The sequence below is a fragment of the Pseudomonas orientalis genome (assembly GCF_002934065.1).
Classification (GTDB): Bacteria; Pseudomonadota; Gammaproteobacteria; order Pseudomonadales; family Pseudomonadaceae; genus Aquipseudomonas; species Aquipseudomonas orientalis_A.
This window is the reverse complement of the sequence record NZ_CP018049.1, coordinates 5,243,436-5,259,836: the sequence shown is the minus strand read 5'-3', so window position 1 is coordinate 5,259,836 and position 16,401 is coordinate 5,243,436. Positions and strand designations below refer to the sequence as shown.

The window sequence follows — 16,401 nt, the reverse complement described above, 5'->3', positions numbered from 1 at the left end:
CTGCCTCAGCTTGTTTTTGACAAACCTCACCAGCCTTCAAATCGCTCAGCCCACATTGCGTCGGGCTGAATAGTAGGGGCATCTGCGGGAACTCCTCCGCATCGCCTGGCAGGGTAATAGCTTAAAACCATTCCCTGCCAAATGTGCGGCGCATGATACCCACATTCACCTCAGTTGCCCACCTCCGGTTCCGGTTCAGCGCCTTCCCAGCCCAGCAGGTGGTCATCCAGCGGGACGGGTGGGCGGCGGTTGTTGAGGGTGGACCACCAGAATACCCAGCCGACGATTTGGAAGTTCTGCTCGAAGCGTTCGTCGTAGGTGAGGTATTCGTCCGGGTGTTCGCCGGCGTTGTGGCTGCGCATGCGCAGGCCTCCGCCGGGGCGGTTGTAGAGGTATTTGATGCGCAGCATGCCGTCGTGTTCGACGGCGTAGATTTCGCCATCGATGATTTGGGTGCGGCCTCGGTCGATGGCGAGGGTGGCGCCTTGCTGGATAATGTCGATCATGCTGTTGTCGACCATGTAGGCGCCCACGGCGCGGTCGGGTTTTACGTTGAGGGTCTGGAGGGTGTGTTGGGTGACGCGGATGCGTTCGGTTGAGGTGAATGTGGGGTGGAGGGGGATCTCCACGTCGTTGTTGTCCGGGCGGCAGGCGGGGCCTGTGAGGTATTTGCCGATGTCTTCGCGGGCGGGTGCAATCCTTGCGGTGGGGGCTTCCAACAGGTAGTTGGCGGGCGGGTGTTTGGGGCCGCGGCCGTCGCTTAGCCAGCGACTGGAGACGCACAGCAGTTCTGCGATCTCGTTGAGTCGGCCCATGGGGACGCCGCGTTTGAACCAGTTGTTCACGTGCTGAGGCGTGACGCCGCGGTTCTTGGCGAAGTCGGAGGCGGAAAGATGAACTTCCCGTAGTAGCGCTTTTAAACGATCACCTGATGTATTCATGAACACAGAGTTTACTGGCCGGGAAAACCATTCAAATAAACCATGCGTTGATTTGCGCGTGTAGGTTTTTGCTTAGTTGTAGCTTTATTCTTCAGGGTTGCTGGTTAGTTGAACGTCTAAACTTAAGCGCTGAACTTGATGTTTATTTTTCCCACAAAAAAGCCCCGAATAATCGGGGCTTTTTGATTGCCGTGGCAATGAGGCGCGGGTATCAGCCTTTGTAGGCGGCAACCGACTTCATGATCTCGGCGCGGGCGGCTTCTGCGTCGCCCCAACCGTCGATCTTCACCCATTTGCCTTTTTCGAGGTCTTTGTAGTTCTCGAAGAAGTGCTTGATTTGTTCCAGCAGCAGGGGCGGCAGGTCGGTGTATTCCTTCACGTCGACGTACAGCTGGGACAGCTTGTCGTGTGGCACTGCGATGACTTTGGCATCGCCGCCGCCGTCGTCGGTCATGTTCAGGATGCCGACCGGGCGAGCGCGGATGACCGAGCCTGGGGTGACCGGGTAAGGGGTCACGACCAGCACGTCGAGGGGGTCACCGTCGTCGGCCAGGGTGTTGGGGATGAAACCGTAGTTGGCCGGGTAGAACATCGGGGTGGCCATGAAACGGTCAACGAACAGGCAGTCGCTGTCTTTGTCGATTTCGTATTTGATCGGCGCGTGGTTGGCCGGAATTTCGATGGCGACGTAGATGTCGTTCGGCAGGTCTTTGCCAGCCGGAATCTTGCTGTAGCTCATTGGGCGTTGCCCCCGTTAGTTGGCCATGTGACATGGCCGGATTGGCCTAAAAGTGGCGGCGATTATAGGCATATTCTGACGCCGATGCCATGCGCCAAGCGTCGTACGGTCATTCGCCCTGCGGCTGGTAGCGCGGGTCGCGGGCTTGCAGTTGGGTCAGGCGGGCCAGGGGATCCTGGCGGTAAAAGCGGCTGAGTTGGGCGTACACCTGTGGATAACTATTGACCAGCAAGTCCGGGGCACTGAAGAAATATTCGCTGGTGACGGCAAAGAATTCCGCCGGGTTTTCGGCGGCGTAGGGGTCGATCTCGGTTTCAGCGTCGGGGTTGGCGTCCAGTTGGCGATTGAGGTCGTCAAAGGCGCTCTGCATCACGCTGGCCCAGTCCTGCACGCGCATGTCGTTGTGCAGCGGTGGCAGGCCGTTGGCGTCGCCGTTGAGCATGTCCAGTTTGTGCGCCAGCTCGTGGATGACCAGGTTGTAGCCTTCCCATTGACCGCTGGCCAGTACCCCGGGCCAGGCGAGTATGACCGGGCCCTGCTGCCAGGCTTCGCCGCTGTGTTCGCCGTCCCACTCGTGTTCCACGCCGCTGGCATCGCGATGGCGCTGCGGGCTGAGAAAGTCGTCGGGGTACAGCACGATTTCATGGAAGCCCTGATACCAGTCGAGGTCGCCCAGGTTCATCAGCGGCAGTTGCGCCTGGGCGGCGAGCAGCAGGCGTTGTTCCTGGTGCAGTTCGACGCCGGGCAGGGCGGTGAGGTGTTTTTCGGCGAGGAACAGCACACAGGCTTCGCGCAGCCACTGGTCTTGCTCGGCTGTGAGGCCGTCGAGGAAGGTCAGGTGGTGGCGCACCCGCTGCCAGGTGTCATCGGCAATCGGGTGCTTGGCCAGCAGGCGCCGGCGACGCCAGGCGCTGAGGGACCACATGGGCAATCAGTGTGGGTTGGCTTCGGAGGAGGTGCGGCCAAAGCGGCTGCGCACCACGCCGATGATCATTGGCACCAGGGACAGCAGGATGATGAACACGACGAGCAACGACAGGTTCTTCTTGATGAACGGCACGTTGCCGAAGAAATAGCCCAGGGTCACCAGGCCGCCGACCCAAAGGATGGTGCCGAGCACGCTGAACCCGAAGAAGCGCGGGTAGGGCATTTTCGCGATGCCGGCGACGAACGGCGCGAAGGTGCGCAGGATCGGCAGGAAGCGCGCCAGGGTCACGGTTTTGCCGCCGTGCTTGTCGTAGAAGTCGTGTGTTTTCTGCAGGTAATCGCGACGGAAGATTTTCGAGTTCGGGTTGCTGAACAAGCGTTCGCCCACTGTTCGCCCGATCACGTAATTGGTGCTGTCGCCGAGGATGGCCGCCAGCATCAGCAGGCCGCCCAGCAATACCGGGTCCATGCCGCCGCCTGCGGCAACGGCACCGGCGATGAACAGCAAAGAATCGCCCGGCAAGAACGGCATGACCACCAGGCCGGTCTCGCAGAAAATCACCAGGAACAGAATGGCGTAGATCCACGGACCGTAATTGGTTACCAGCATGTCGAGGTAAACATCGAGATGCAGGATAAGGTCAAGCGGGTTGAAATCCATGGATGGCACCTGTGTGAATGGCCCGGCTCAGCAGGCCAGTGCGGGAACGACGGGAAATAAGGCTACACGTGTATGTCGAGATTCTTACAACCCTGAGAGGTGCGCATTATACGGATTGAATGGTGAAAAGCGTGTGGCTTTTGTAGCGGGGAGTGTCGTGAAAGTGTGAAGCGGTGGGGCTCGGTTTGAAAATGTGGGGGGACTTGCTCCCGATGGCGGTGGGGCAGTGACATGCCTATTGGCTGGCACACCGCTATCGGGGGCAAGCCCCCTCCCACAGGGGACTGCCGCGCTCAGTCCTCGCTGATCGGCAGCACGTAGTTCTTGAATTCGGTGTCTTCGCGAAAGCCGATGGACTCATAGGTCTTCTGCGCCACGTCATTATCGCTGCTGGTCGATACCCGCAGCCGCACCGCGTGGGTTTCCTTGGCCATTTTCTTCGCTGTGCGCATCAGGTTATCGGCGACCAGTTGCCGGCGCGCGTCCTCTGCCACATAGATGTCGTTGAGGATCCACACCCGTTTGAGCGACAGCGAAGAGAAGCTTGGATAGAGCTGGCAGAACCCCAGCAGCCGCTTGTCATCATCATCGGCCAGTGCCAGGTAGATCACCGATTCCTTGCGGCGCAGGCGCTTTTCCAGGAAGGCCCGCGACGAGTCCGGGAACGGCAGGGCCCCATAGAATTCGCGGTATTTGACGAACAGCGGGGTGAGCAGGTCCAGGTGTTCCAGGGTCGCTTGAGTAATCCGCATGCCAGGCCTCAACTTCCAAATGGGTATGACCACGCGCGCGGTCGTCGCTTGATGCTGCCTAAAGCCACGAAAAAGCGCAATCGTGCGGCGATCAGTCTACGGGTGGGCTGAGCAGGAAATTACCCTTCATCAAGTCCGGGTCATCTGATTCAATTGTCTGCAACTGCGCCTCGTCCTTGAGATTGACCCCGGACAATTGCCGGCGGCAGGCCTCGCGCATCAGGTACAGCAGGCGATGGGCCGCCATGCCGTAACTCAGGCCTTCCAGGCGCACATTGGAGATGCAGTTGCGGTAGGCGTCGGTGAGGCCGACCTTGGGGTTGTAAGTGAAATACAGCCCCAGGCTGTCCGGCGAACTGAGCCCCGGCCGTTCGCCGATCAGGATCACCACCATTTTGGCGCCGAGCAGTTGCCCGATCTCGTCGGCCACTGCCACGCGGCCCTGCTTTACCAGGATCACCGGTGACAAGGACCAGCCTTCAGCGTGGGTCTGTTCTTCCAGGCGTGTCAGAAAGGGCGCGGTGTGTTTATGCACGGCCAGCGCCGACAGGCCATCGGCTACTACGATCGCCAGGTCCATCCCATTCGGATGGGCTGCCGCATAGTCGCGCAGGGTCTGGGCCGATTCATCGCTCAAGCGGCGTCCAAGATCGGGGCGTTGCAGGTACGTATGCCGGTCGGTGGCGGCGCTGTGCAGCAACAGGCTGTCGCGGCCGCGTTCGGCACATTGGCGGCTCAGCGCTTCATGATCGAAGGGCAGGTGCACCGCGTCCCGCGCCTGGGCGTGGGCGAACTGGAAGTCCAGTTGGGCGTTGGTCGGAATGCTGGTGCCGGTGCGGCCCAGGGCAATGCGCGCCGGGGTCAGGCGGCGCAGTTGCAGCCATGGGTTGTCAGGCAATTCTGGTTGCACGGTCGGCTCCTTCATCCCAATTGCGCCAGAGCGTGGCGAAACGCCGGTGGCAGGCTGTTACCAAAGTGCACCTTGCCACCTTCCTGCGTAAAGATGCCCATTTTCGCCAGCCATTGTTCGAACTCCGGCGCCGGTTTCAACCCCAGTGTCTGGCGCGCGTACAGCGCGTCGTGGAAGGAGGTGGTCTGGTAATTGAGCATAATGTCGTCGGAGCCGGGGATGCCCATGATGAAATTGATCCCGGCCACGCCGAGCAGGGTCAGCAGGGTGTCCATGTCGTCCTGGTCGGCTTCGGCGTGGTTGGTGTAGCAGATGTCGCAACCCATCGGCACGCCGAGCAACTTGCCGCAGAAGTGGTCTTCGAGACCGGCACGGATGATCTGTTTGCCGTTGTACAGGTACTCGGGGCCGATAAAGCCGACCACGGTGTTGACCAGAAACGGTTTGAAGTGCCGGGCCACCGCGTAGGCGCGGGTTTCACAGGTTTGCTGGTCGACGCCAAAGTGCGCGTTGGCCGACAAGGCGCTGCCCTGGCCGGTTTCGAAATACATCAGGTTCTGGCCCAGGGTGCCGCGATTGAGGCTCAGGCCGGCGTCGTAACCTTCCTGCAGCAGGCTCAGGCTGATGCCGAAGCTGGCGTTGGCCGCCTCGGTGCCGGCGATCGACTGGAACACCAGGTCCAGCGGCACGCCACGGTTGATCGCCTCGATGGAGGTGGTGACGTGGGTCAGCACGCAGGCCTGGGTGGGGATGTCGTAGCGCTGAATGATGGCGTCGAGCATCTCGAGCATGGCGCAGATTGAGGCGATGCTGTCGGTGGCCGGGTTGATGCCGATCATTGCATCGCCGTTGCCGTAGAGCAGGCCGTCGAGAATGCTGGCGGCGATGCCCGCCGGTTCGTCGGTGGGGTGGTTGGGCTGCAGGCGCGTGGACAGGCGCCCGCGCAGGCCCAGGGTGCCGCGAAACCGGGTGACCACGCGGATCTTCTGCGCCACCAGTACCAGGTCCTGCACGCGCATGATCTTGGACACGGCGGCGGCCATTTCCGGTGTCAGCCCCGGTGCCAATAAACGCAGGGACTGTTCGTCGGCCGCGTCGCTGAGCAGCCAGTCGCGCAGGCCGCCGACGGTGAGGTGGCTGACCGGTGCAAACGCCTGTTTATCGTGGGTGTCGATGATCAATCGGGTGACTTCATCGCTCTCGTAAGGAATCAGCGCCTCCTGCAGGAAGTGCTTGAGCGGGATATTCGCCAGCGCCATCTGCGCGGCCACCCGTTCGCCGTCATTTTGTGCGGCAACACCGGCGAGGAAATCCCCGGAACGCGCCGGGCTGGCCTTGGCCATCATATCCTTGAGGCTGTCGAAGCGGTAGGTGTGTGCACCCACCGCGTGGGAAAAGCTTGCCATACAGTGTCTCCTGAATGACGCGGGCGGACCTGGAAACGCCGCCCGCGTCGAGGTTTTCGGCAATCAGTGCAAGGCGGCCTCTGCGGCCTGGATCGCCGCAAACTCTTCTTCCGGCGTGCCTGCTACCAAGTGATGCCGGCTGTAGAAAGCAAAGTAAGCAATTAATACTCCATAGATGATCGCAGCGCCAATCACCACCCGTGGATCCACCAGGAAGCCCGCCACCACGGCCACGCAGGCCAGTACCAGCGCCACGCCCGAGGTAAAGATGCCGCCCGGCGTGCGGTACGGGCGATCCATTTTGGGGCGACGGATGCGCAGGGTGATGTGGGCGGCCATCATCAACACGTAGGAAATGGTCGCGCCGAACACCGCCACCAGAATCAGCAGATCGCCCTGGCCGGTCAGCGACAGGCCAAAGCCGATAATCCCTGGAATCACCAACGCCAATACCGGTGCCTTGCTCTTGTTGGTCTCGGACAGTTTGCGCGGCAGGTAGCCGGCGCGGGACAAGGCGAATATCTGCCGCGAATAGGCATAGATGATCGAGAAGAAGCTGGCGATCAAGCCGGCCAGACCTACCAGGTTGACGAAACCGCCCATCCAAGTCGAACCGCCGTAGGCCAGGGCCAGGGCTTCCACCAGCGGGTTGCCGGATTTGATCAACGCGTAAGTGCCGGCGCCGCCGGGTGCGATCACCAGAATCAACAGGGCAAAACTGGTCAGCACTACAATCGCGCCGATCAGCCCGCGTGGCAGGTCGCGCTTGGGGTTCTTGGTTTCTTCCGCAGCCAGGGGCACGCCCTCTACCGCGAGGAAAAACCAGATCGCATAGGGGATCGCCGCCCACACGCCAACGTAGCCGAACGGCAGGAAGCTGCTGGCGCCCTTGGCGTCGCTCAGCGGGATATCCAGCAGGTTGGCGACGTTGAAGTGCGGCACCATCGATACCAGGAACACACCCAGCGCGATGGCCGCGATGGCGGTAATTACGAACATCAACTTCAACGCTTCACCGACGCCAAAGATGTGGATGCCGATAAAGATGATGTAGAACGCCAAATAGATCATCCAGCCGCCAATACCGAACAGCGACTCGCAATACGCGCCGATAAATACCGCGATGGCGGCGGGGGCGATGGCGTATTCGATCAGGATCGCCGTGCCCGTCAGGAACCCGCCCCAGGGGCCGAACGCGCTGCGGGCAAAGCCGTAGCCACCGCCGGCGGTGGGGATCATTGAGGACAGTTCGGCCAGGGAAAAGCACATGCACAGGTACATGGTGGCCATCAGCAGTGTGGCGAGAAACATCCCGCCCCAACCGCCCTGGGCCAGGCCGAAGTTCCAGCCGGCGTAGTCGCCGGAGATGACATAGGCGACGCCGAGGCCAACCAGTAACACCCAGCCGGCGGCGCCTTTTTTAAGTTCGCGTTGTTGGAAGTATTGGGAGTCGACTTTTTCGAAGTCGACGGAAGAATTTATGGGTTCGCTGGGCATGGGAAGTACCTTTCATTCTTATTGTTTTAACTCGGCCTCTGTGTGCCGAATGCGCATCGCAAATACTTATGCAGATCCAAAATGTGGGAGGGGGCTTGCCCCCGATGGCGGTGTATCAATCAATTCAGTGTTGGCTGATCCACTGCAATCGGGGGCAAGCCCCCTCCCACCTTTGATTGCATTGCAAAGGTGGGAGGGTGTTGTAGGTTAGAAGAAACCCAGCGGATTAATGTCGTAGCTCACCAGCAAGTTTTTGGTCTGCTGGTAGTGATCCAACATCATCTTGTGCGTCTCGCGCCCTACACCGGACTTCTTGTAACCGCCAAACGCGGCATGGGCCGGGTACAGGTGGTAGCAGTTGGTCCACACGCGGCCGGCCTTGATCGCGCGGCCCATGCGGTAGGCGCGGTTGATGTCGCGGGTCCACAAGCCGGCGCCCAGGCCGAACTCGGTGTCGTTGGCAATCGCCAGGGCTTCGGCTTCGTCCTTGAAGGTGGTGATGCTCACCACCGGGCCGAAGATTTCTTCCTGGAACACACGCATTTCGTTGGTGCCCTTGAGCAGGGTCGGCTGGATGTAATAGCCGGTAGCCAGGTCACCACTGAGCTTCTCCACCTTGCCGCCGGTGAGCAGTTGCGCGCCTTCGCCCTTGGCGATTTCCAGGTAGGACAGGATCTTGTCGAACTGCTGCTCGGACGCCTGGGCGCCGACCATGGTGTCGGTGTCCAGCGGGTCGCCCCGTTTGATCGACTCGACTTTCTTCATGACCACTTTCATGAAGTCGTCGTAGATCGACTCTTCAACCAGCGCGCGGGACGGGCAGGTGCACACTTCGCCCTGGTTGAAGAACGCCAGCACCAGGCCTTCGGCGGCTTTTTCGATGAATTGCGGCTCGGCTTTCATGATGTCGGCGAAGAAAATGTTCGGCGACTTGCCGCCCAGCTCAACGGTAGACGGAATGATGTTCTCGGCCGCCGCATGCATGATGTGCGAACCCACTGGCGTTGAGCCGGTGAACGCGATCTTGGCGATGCGCTTGCTGGTGGCCAGGGCTTCGCCAGCTTCTTTGCCGAAGCCGTGCACGACGTTGAGTACGCCTGGCGGCAGCAGGTCGCCGATCAGCTCCATCAGCACGTTGATGCCCAGCGGCGTTTGCTCGGCCGGCTTGAGTACCACGCAGTTGCCGGCGGCCAGGGCCGGGGCGAGTTTCCAGGCGGCCATCAGCAAGGGGAAGTTCCACGGGATGATCTGGCCGACCACGCCCAGCGGCTCGTGGAAGTGATAGGCAGCGGTGAGTTCGTTGATTTCGGCGCTGCTGCCTTCCTGGGCGCGAATGCAACCGGCGAAGTAGCGGAAGTGGTCGGCGGCCAGCGGGATGTCGGCGTTAAGGGTTTCGCGCACGGCCTTGCCGTTGTCCCAGGTCTCGGTAATGGCCAGCAGTTCAAGGTTCTGTTCGATGCGATCGGCGATTTTCAGCAGTACCAGCGAGCGGTCCTGGGCGCTGGTTTTGCCCCAGGCGTCAGCGGCGGCATGGGCGGCGTCCAGCGCCTTGTCGATGTCCTTGGCGGTGGAGCGCGGGAACTCGGCGATGGGCTTGCCGTTGACCGGCGAAGTGTTGGTGAAGTAATTGCCATCGACCGGCGCAACAAATTCGCCACCGATGTAGTTGCCGTACTTGGCCTTGAACAAAACGATGGCGCCTTCAGTACCGGGGTGTGCATAACGCATGGTGGGCATCTCCTGCTTTTATGTTTATCGGAGTACAGCGCGGCAAGCGCTTTATAAAGCCTAGAGCAAAGGTCGGGCCACTGGGTGCGGGCCAGGTAAATCAAGGGGTTGGTTTTGTTTACAAGGCATGACTGTGGCCGGATCGACACAGGCGGGTGACAGTGTGTGCCATAAACGGTACAGCCAGTGACCGATGGGTCGGCGCGGGATTGCAATGACCGGGTGCCTGGGGGATGCTGGGCGTTCTCACGCAGGGAGAATAATAAGAACATGCACAACGATCATTTCAGTCGCCATGCCCAGCAGGTGCTCACCGTCACCCGTGGGCAAGAGCCGCCTCACGGGCCGGGCAGCGACCCGTCCATTGCCCGCTCCTGGTTGCGTTGCCTGGAGGACTACCACCTCGACCCTGCGCTGACCGTCGCTCCCACCGTGCTTGAGCATGACCGCTTGCTGGAAAGCCGCGAACGCCTGCGCCAGGTCTTGCACATCGCCGGCACCGAAATGAACAGTCTGCACCAGCAGCTCTCGGGCGCGGGCCACGCCGTGCTGCTCACCGATGCGCGTGGGGTGATCCTCAACTGCGTCACCGCGCCCTCCGAACGCAGGATTTTCGAGCGTGCCGGGCTGTGGTTGGGCGCTGATTGGAGCGAAGCCTGCGAAGGCACCAATGGCATCGGCACCTGCCTGGTCGAGCGCCAATCCCTGACTATCCACCGTGACGAGCACTTTCGCGGTCGCCATACCGGGCTGACCTGTTCGGCGAGCCCGGTGTTCGACCCCCATGGTGAGTTGCTGGCGGTATTGGATGTGTCGTCGGCCCGCGAAGCCGTGTCGCGCCAGAGTCAGTTCCACACCATGGCGTTGGTCAACCTGTCGGCCAAGATGATTGAAAGCTGCTACTTTTTGCGCCACTTCGAACAGCACTGGTTGTTGCGCTTTCATCTGCAGGCGGAGTCGGTCGGGTTGTTCAGTGAAGGGCTGTTGGCGTTTGATGGCGAAGGGCGCATCTGTGCGCTCAACCAGAGCGCACTGAACCTGTTGGGGCAGTTGCGTGGCGGCTTGTTGGGCCAGCCGGTGGAAGCGGTTTTCGACTGTTCCCTGGATCAGTTGCTGGGGCGCGCCAGCGCCAACCCCACGGCCGGCTGGCCGTTGCGTACCCGCGATGGCCGCCAGTTGTTCGCGGCGTTACGCGGGCAGGGGCGCCCGGCCCCGGCGCCCAGCGCCGAGCCGACTGTTCCCGGCCGTTCGCGCTTGCCCGGCGTCTGCCTGGATGACCCGGCGCTGAGGCTGGCTTTCAGCCAGTCTGTGCGGGTGTTCGAACGTGATGTGCCGTTACTGGTCAATGGTGAAACCGGCTCGGGCAAGGAAGCCTTTGCCAAGGCGGTCCATCTGGCCAGCCAGCGTGCCGACAAACCCTTCGTTGCCCTCAACTGCGCCGCTATCCCGGAAAACCTGATCGAGAGCGAATTGTTCGGCTATCGCGGCGGCAGTTTTACCGGCGCGCGCAAGGAGGGCATGCAAGGCAAGCTGCAGCAGGCCGATGGCGGCACGCTGTTTCTGGACGAGATCGGCGACATGCCTCTGGCCTTGCAGACGCGACTGCTCAGGGTGCTGGAAGACCGCCTGGTGGTGCCGATCGGTGGTGAACCCCGAGCCGTAAATGTCAGGATTATCAGTGCTACCCACCGCAACCTAATGGCCCGGGTAGAGGACGGCGGCTTCCGCGAGGATTTGTATTATCGGCTCAATGGCCTGGAAGTTGCGCTACCGGCGTTGCGTCAGCGCACTGACAAATCACAGCTGCTGGACCTGCTGCTGGCACAGGAAGCCGGTGATCAGGCTGTCTACCTGGAGCCGGCTGCGCGCGACGCGTTGTTGGCGTTTGCCTGGCCGGGCAACGTCCGACAGTTGCGTACGGTATTGCGCACGCTGGTCGCGCTGTGCGAAAACGGAAAGGTCGCTGCGGAAAATTTACCGCCGATGATCCGTCACACACCTACCCATGACGCTCCATCAAGTGTTTCTTCGCTGTCCCCCTTTGAAGAAGCCGAGCGGTCAACCCTGCTGGCCGCGCTGGAGCAACAGCACTGGCATATGAGCCATGCGGCAACGCACTTGGGCGTCAGCCGTAATACGTTGTATCGCAAGTTGCGCAAGTATGAAATTTCACGAGGTTCGGTAGTTTAGCCTACAGTGGTTTTGAAGTTTTACAGGTGCCTTGGTTAATAAGTAAATGGGGGTGTGTAAGTTGTTGGGTTCAGCAATATTATGTCGATTTTAAATGTCGCGTATTTTTCATGTTTGTTCCACTTATTGAGTACATTGAAGCTTCGGTTGTTTAGAAGCTTGAACACTGTATTCAGGGTGGATGATGAGTATTCCAATGACGTATGCGTGCCCAATAAAAGCGTCCTTCAGTTCACTGGCTGAACAAGGCGAAGTCCATGCAAGTCACCTGGGCGGCGCCGCGATTGATAAAGACTGTCCCGCGACTCAAGCAAGTGAAACGCCTTCGACAAGTCGCGCCGAGGCCGATGCCGAGGTCGCCAGCTCATTCGCCTCATTATTGCTCGACGGCAGTTATAGAACGTCAGTCCGGCCACCCGATGTGCAGGTCCCACCGCACTCGACGGTAGCGCGCTGGTATGCCCAACTGGACAGTGCATTTAAAAGCGAAGGGTTTTCAGCCTGGGCTAACAAGCAGGGGCTGGATACGCGCTATCTGACGCTGATTCCTGCGCGCGGGGAAATAAAAGGTTATGTAGACGGTCGGCCCAAAACCTTTTATCTGTCAGACGATTCAGGCTGGTCTGATGTCTCCCGCACGCTCCTGGCCCTGGGCAGGGTATTTGCCCCCGAACACGGTCAAGCGGTGCGATACCCAGGGAGCGGACAGGGCGGCGTGTCGATGACGCTGGTCGCGCAATTCTACAAGGAGCCTGATCTTTTTGACGGCGGCCAAGCCAGCGTTCGCCGCAAACAGTTCACGGATAATCCCGGCTTCAATCTGGATGAGCGTCACCTGTCGACCCACTCCGACCCCGCGCTGGCGGCGCATCGGCAGGCGCTGGGCGATGAGGCCAATCGGCACAGGCTGATGAGCGCATTGAACGCCTTGGTCGATGATGCTGAGGGGCGTGTCGATCTGGAGCAGAGCAACGTGCCCATCGATCCTCGCTCTGCATTGTTTGATCGAGAGCCGGGCAAAACGTTGAGCCTTGCCCGGATGCTCAAGCTGGAAGGCTACAAAATGCCCGCGAACAGTGCCCAGGCTCATGCGTTGGCTTCGGCACTGTCCTTTGACCTGGCACACAGGGCGCCGGGCGTTGACTCAGGTGGCGTAAGGCACATCGGGCAGGGGCTGTCGTCTACTTCGCTGCGCAAGATGGGAAAGCTTGTAAAAGCGCAGATCGCGCCAGGTACGGCGAACGTGCCTGGAACGGACAGCCTCTTGAGTCGCTTGATCAGTCATCTTCCAGCCAACCTCAGAAAGGCCATGGCTGATTATCCGTCAATCGCCCTCGACCAGCTCCTGCGCACACCCGAGGCACTGCGGCTGGGCAAGTTGATCCGGGAGGTGCTCAAGGTTATCGACACACCCACGAGCGCGATTGAAAGTCTTGGCGTAGCGCTGGTCCAGGAACTCGATCCTGGCTTGGGCAAGTCGCGGTTCAACCTGGCGGGCTGCAACCTGTATAGCGTGGATAACGCGGGCGCGTCTTCGGCAGAGATCGTCAAACGCTTTACGGCGCACCTCACCGGCCGGGTTGGCAACGAGGCCGCCGCTGTCGCCGCACGCGTTTTATTATCGGCAGCAGCCCCTGAGTTTGTAGTGAAAGACATCCCGCCTAATTTGGTCTACGGCTCACACACCTGGACCAATTTTTGTATAGAGGTGTCTCGCATAGAGCAGCAAGTGCCTGGCGCGGCCGCAAACATGACCTTCAGCCAAGTGATGGCTTTCGGTAATACGCCACCGGTGTCCACCGAGGATGAGGATCAACTGAAGTTCGCCGCGCGCGATGCGATCATTGCCTGGGGCATCGCCAACCGCGTTATCGACATCAGCCCGGCGCACACTTATTCGGATGTGCAGGCCGAGCAGGCGCAACAGGCACTCAACAAGCAGCAAAAAGAACTTCGTTGGGCGAGTAACGCCATGAAAACACCGCCGACGACACGCCGGGAATTGGCGCTGGCAGAGTTGAAACGGGTATTTCCGGACGTGGACCCGACGCTCGAGGTGATGCAGCAGGCCTCCGTGAAGCATAAGCCGATATCGTTGCTGGATATTTATATGACGGGGCCCATTCAACCGGACTATTGGATATCCAAGGATGAGCAGCGTTTTCCCTATGAGCGTTTGAAGTCGCGTCTGTCTGAATTGACCCCTGACATCAATAAAGTATTTAAAGCGAAATTTCAGGAGTATCGCAAGGTCCAGGAAAGTGCCTGGGCTATCCAGTTCAAATATCAGCTGTCACTGCTGCCCATGGCGGACAGGGTGCGTATCAGCCAATCGGACGTCAGTTTTTTTGAGGTGTCCCGCGCCTATACCAAGAGCGGGCCCTGTACCTCGGGGTTGTTCACCCCCAGGGAATGCCTGCCTCCAACGCCCACGGCGCAGGAACTTGAAGCGCTCAAGGGCAGGCACGGCTTGCTGATGAAAGTGGTGGAGCCTGACGGCACTGTCAGCGCCTACAGTTACTTTCCCGCCGAAGGCAAGATCGTTAAGGAAGACGGCTTTCCGGGCGGGCGGATCGACCTGGATGATCGCTCTTATTTTGGCGGGGGGAGCGAAGGTTACATTCCGGGTTTGCCGCATACCTACAAGCAATATGGGCTAACGGATAAAACGCGCGACTCGCCTGCACCCGATGGGAAAAACCAGGGTGACTACTTTTCTGATAAATCAGCGGCACTCGCGCACCTGGCGGGTGGTTATTTCACCAAGGACTACCGTGGCCCGCAGAAGGAAGCGGCGGGCGTCACCGAGATTGAAAAAGGGCGTGCTTACGACGAAGAGCTGAAGGGTTTTTTTCTGAGCCTGGTGCCTTTTTATGACGGTGTTCAAGACGCTATCAAAGGTGATGTCGGCGGGGCGATATTCAATCTCGGGTTCGACATTCTAGGCTTTGTCATTCCCGGTGCGAATGCCGCGCGCAAAGCCGCCAAGGCGGGCAGAGGTGTGCTGAATATAATTAAAAGCGCTGTCGTGGCGGGTGTTGGCGCGTCCGTAGGCTATACCGACTCAGTCGATATTGCGAAGAACTTAAATAAAGGTGCACGCGCCGGTTATAAGGATACGAAGTACCTGGTTGAAAAGGGTCATGATGTGTTGTCACGTTTAAGAGGCCATTACGGAAGTTATGATGTCACTAAAATCTATAAGGAGGGCGATGTTGTAAAAGGTTTTTTTTACGCAGCTGAGGACAATGTATGGCGACCTGCCGTGGCCGTCTTCAAGAAAGGCGCCTGGTATGCCTATAACGTTGTCACTAAAACGCCGTTCGGTGTTCAGTTGGCACAATTTGGCGCGGTGAGTGCATTGCAACGCTGATACACGGATGTGTTCAGATAGTCAGGGTTTCCATTATTTAATATTCATTCGACAGGGACCGTGAATGGTTTGTATCTATCCCAACTAAGGTGAATGACGATGAAACGTTCAACAACAATAACAACGGCGTTACTTCCTGTCCGCACTTCGATTGTATTCAAAGGGCGTATCAATCATGAAAAATCGTATCGAACGATAAAGTGTTCAAAAGTAGGTGAGGTCATTGGCGGCCTTCTGAGGGGCGCTTCCAGAGAGAGTATGCCGAGCCCGACACGGGTTGACGCGCCCAACCTCGCAGGCACAACACGCGGTGGCGTGGAGACAGGCCACCAAAAGTTCGATCAAGGCTTTGTGGACGCCAAAGTGAACGGGTTCGACGGCCCAGGGCACGCCAGTGGCACCCGGCAGGCGGGAGACGCCGCCTCAGGCGCCGGGCAAACGCCCGAAATGGCCGCGTATGTCGAAAAACAACGAAAAGCCTGGCAAGCCTCCAGGGATGCGCACATCCGCGACCAGCTGTTCGGCCAGCCCAGTCCGGGCCGTGTCAATGGGCAGGATGTCGAGCCTTTTTCTGCGCGAACCCTTGAAGAGAATGCCAAGACGGCGGTCAAGGCCAAAGAGACTGCGCTGCCGCCGACCAACAGGACCCTGCTCAAGACCGCAGCGATCACGACGGCGATCAGCGTACCTGTGACGTCGATCGGCATGGTCGTTGTCGGGAGTGTCAACGAAGCGCTCAAGCCATTGATCAATCCGGCGCCTGCACCCGTGACACCGGAAAGCATCGAAGAAGGGCGGCTCGTCGATTACGCGCAGAGCGCAACTTTCCTGTTGGTGAACACCTTGTCGAAACTGCGTGGAGAGCAGCTTGTCGAGCCGAACCTGCAATGGGTGATGCAAACCAGGGACGAGCGCCTCGACTCGCTTGAGGCCATGATTGGCTATGTCGAGAGGGAGTTGGGTAAGGAGGCCAAGGTCCGGAAAATTGATTTTCAACCGGCGTCCACGGGGCCTGAAAAAGACGACATCAAGGAGCGTGTGATAGATTTGGAGAGCCGCATGGCAGCGCTTTCTGCCTTGCTGGGCGCCATCAGCAGCGTCCCCTCACCTGAGTCCAGTACTGAGGTGTTGCCGATAGAACATGCTCCGCGGCGGTTGGCGGCTATCCAATAGCCCTGGGCGGCCGGCGCCACGTCAACCCAGCCTGCGCGCCCGTCGTATCCCCGCGACGGGCGTTTCGCCTTAAGCTAATGCGTGCGAACTTTCCCACCCTACGC

Annotated in this window: 12 protein-coding genes; 3 read left to right on the top strand and 9 right to left on the bottom strand. The window is 59.7% G+C overall.

Annotation, left to right across the window (positions count from 1 at the left end; all coding sequences use genetic code 11):
• Positions 1–170 precede the first annotated feature (170 nt).
• The 9 genes from BOP93_RS23720 to exaC all read right to left on the bottom strand — a co-directional run bounded on the left by BOP93_RS23720 (position 171) and on the right by exaC (position 9,561).
• A complete protein-coding gene (locus BOP93_RS23720) occupies positions 171–941 on the bottom strand; it encodes a LexA family transcriptional regulator (protein WP_104504852.1) in 771 nt (256 codons plus the stop codon).
• A 211-nt stretch (positions 942–1,152) separates the two neighbouring features.
• On the bottom strand, positions 1,153–1,680 hold the full coding sequence (gene ppa / locus BOP93_RS23715) for an inorganic diphosphatase (protein WP_049711351.1): 528 nt from the start codon (positions 1,678–1,680) through the stop codon (positions 1,153–1,155).
• A gap of 109 nt (positions 1,681–1,789) precedes the next feature.
• A complete protein-coding gene (locus BOP93_RS23710) occupies positions 1,790–2,605 on the bottom strand; it encodes a zinc-dependent peptidase (RefSeq protein WP_104504851.1) in 816 nt (271 codons plus the stop codon).
• A 6-nt stretch (positions 2,606–2,611) separates the two neighbouring features.
• Positions 2,612–3,268 carry a DedA family protein gene (locus BOP93_RS23705; RefSeq protein WP_104504850.1) on the bottom strand — a complete coding sequence of 219 codons (657 nt, stop codon included), beginning with the start codon at positions 3,266–3,268 and terminating at the stop codon, positions 2,612–2,614.
• A 293-nt stretch (positions 3,269–3,561) separates the two neighbouring features.
• Positions 3,562–4,020 carry a GNAT family N-acetyltransferase gene (locus tag BOP93_RS23700; protein WP_056861944.1) on the bottom strand — a complete coding sequence of 153 codons (459 nt, stop codon included), beginning with the start codon at positions 4,018–4,020 and terminating at the stop codon, positions 3,562–3,564.
• A gap of 91 nt (positions 4,021–4,111) precedes the next feature.
• Entirely contained in the window at positions 4,112–4,945 is an 834-nt protein-coding gene (gene eutC, locus BOP93_RS23695) for an ethanolamine ammonia-lyase subunit EutC (RefSeq protein WP_104504849.1), read from the bottom strand.
• On the bottom strand, positions 4,942–6,336 hold the full coding sequence (locus BOP93_RS23690; protein WP_104504848.1) for an ethanolamine ammonia-lyase subunit EutB: 1,395 nt from the start codon (positions 6,334–6,336) through the stop codon (positions 4,942–4,944). Before BOP93_RS23690 ends, eutC begins: the two co-directional genes overlap by 4 nt.
• A gap of 63 nt (positions 6,337–6,399) precedes the next feature.
• Positions 6,400–7,833 (bottom strand): ethanolamine permease, encoded by a 1,434-nt coding sequence (eat, locus tag BOP93_RS23685; RefSeq protein WP_104504847.1) that lies wholly within the window; start codon positions 7,831–7,833, stop codon positions 6,400–6,402.
• A gap of 207 nt (positions 7,834–8,040) precedes the next feature.
• Positions 8,041–9,561, bottom strand: a complete 1,521-nt coding sequence (gene exaC, locus BOP93_RS23680; RefSeq protein ID WP_104504846.1) for an acetaldehyde dehydrogenase ExaC — start codon at positions 9,559–9,561, stop codon at positions 8,041–8,043.
• A gap of 270 nt (positions 9,562–9,831) precedes the next feature.
• Between exaC and BOP93_RS23675 the strand changes: the two genes are divergently transcribed.
• The 3 genes from BOP93_RS23675 (at position 9,832) to BOP93_RS23665 (ending at position 16,297) form a co-directional block, all read left to right on the top strand.
• Positions 9,832–11,751, top strand: a complete 1,920-nt coding sequence (locus tag BOP93_RS23675) for a sigma-54-dependent Fis family transcriptional regulator (RefSeq protein WP_104504845.1) — start codon at positions 9,832–9,834, stop codon at positions 11,749–11,751.
• Positions 11,752–11,947: 196 nt separating this feature from the next.
• Positions 11,948–15,124, top strand: coding sequence for a hypothetical protein (locus tag BOP93_RS23670; RefSeq protein ID WP_104504844.1), 3,177 nt, complete (start codon positions 11,948–11,950; stop codon positions 15,122–15,124).
• A 99-nt stretch (positions 15,125–15,223) separates the two neighbouring features.
• The gene (locus BOP93_RS23665) at positions 15,224–16,297 is read left to right on the top strand and encodes a hypothetical protein (protein ID WP_157943541.1); all 1,074 of its coding nucleotides are present in this window, start codon (positions 15,224–15,226) and stop codon (positions 16,295–16,297) included.
• Positions 16,298–16,401 lie beyond the last annotated feature (104 nt).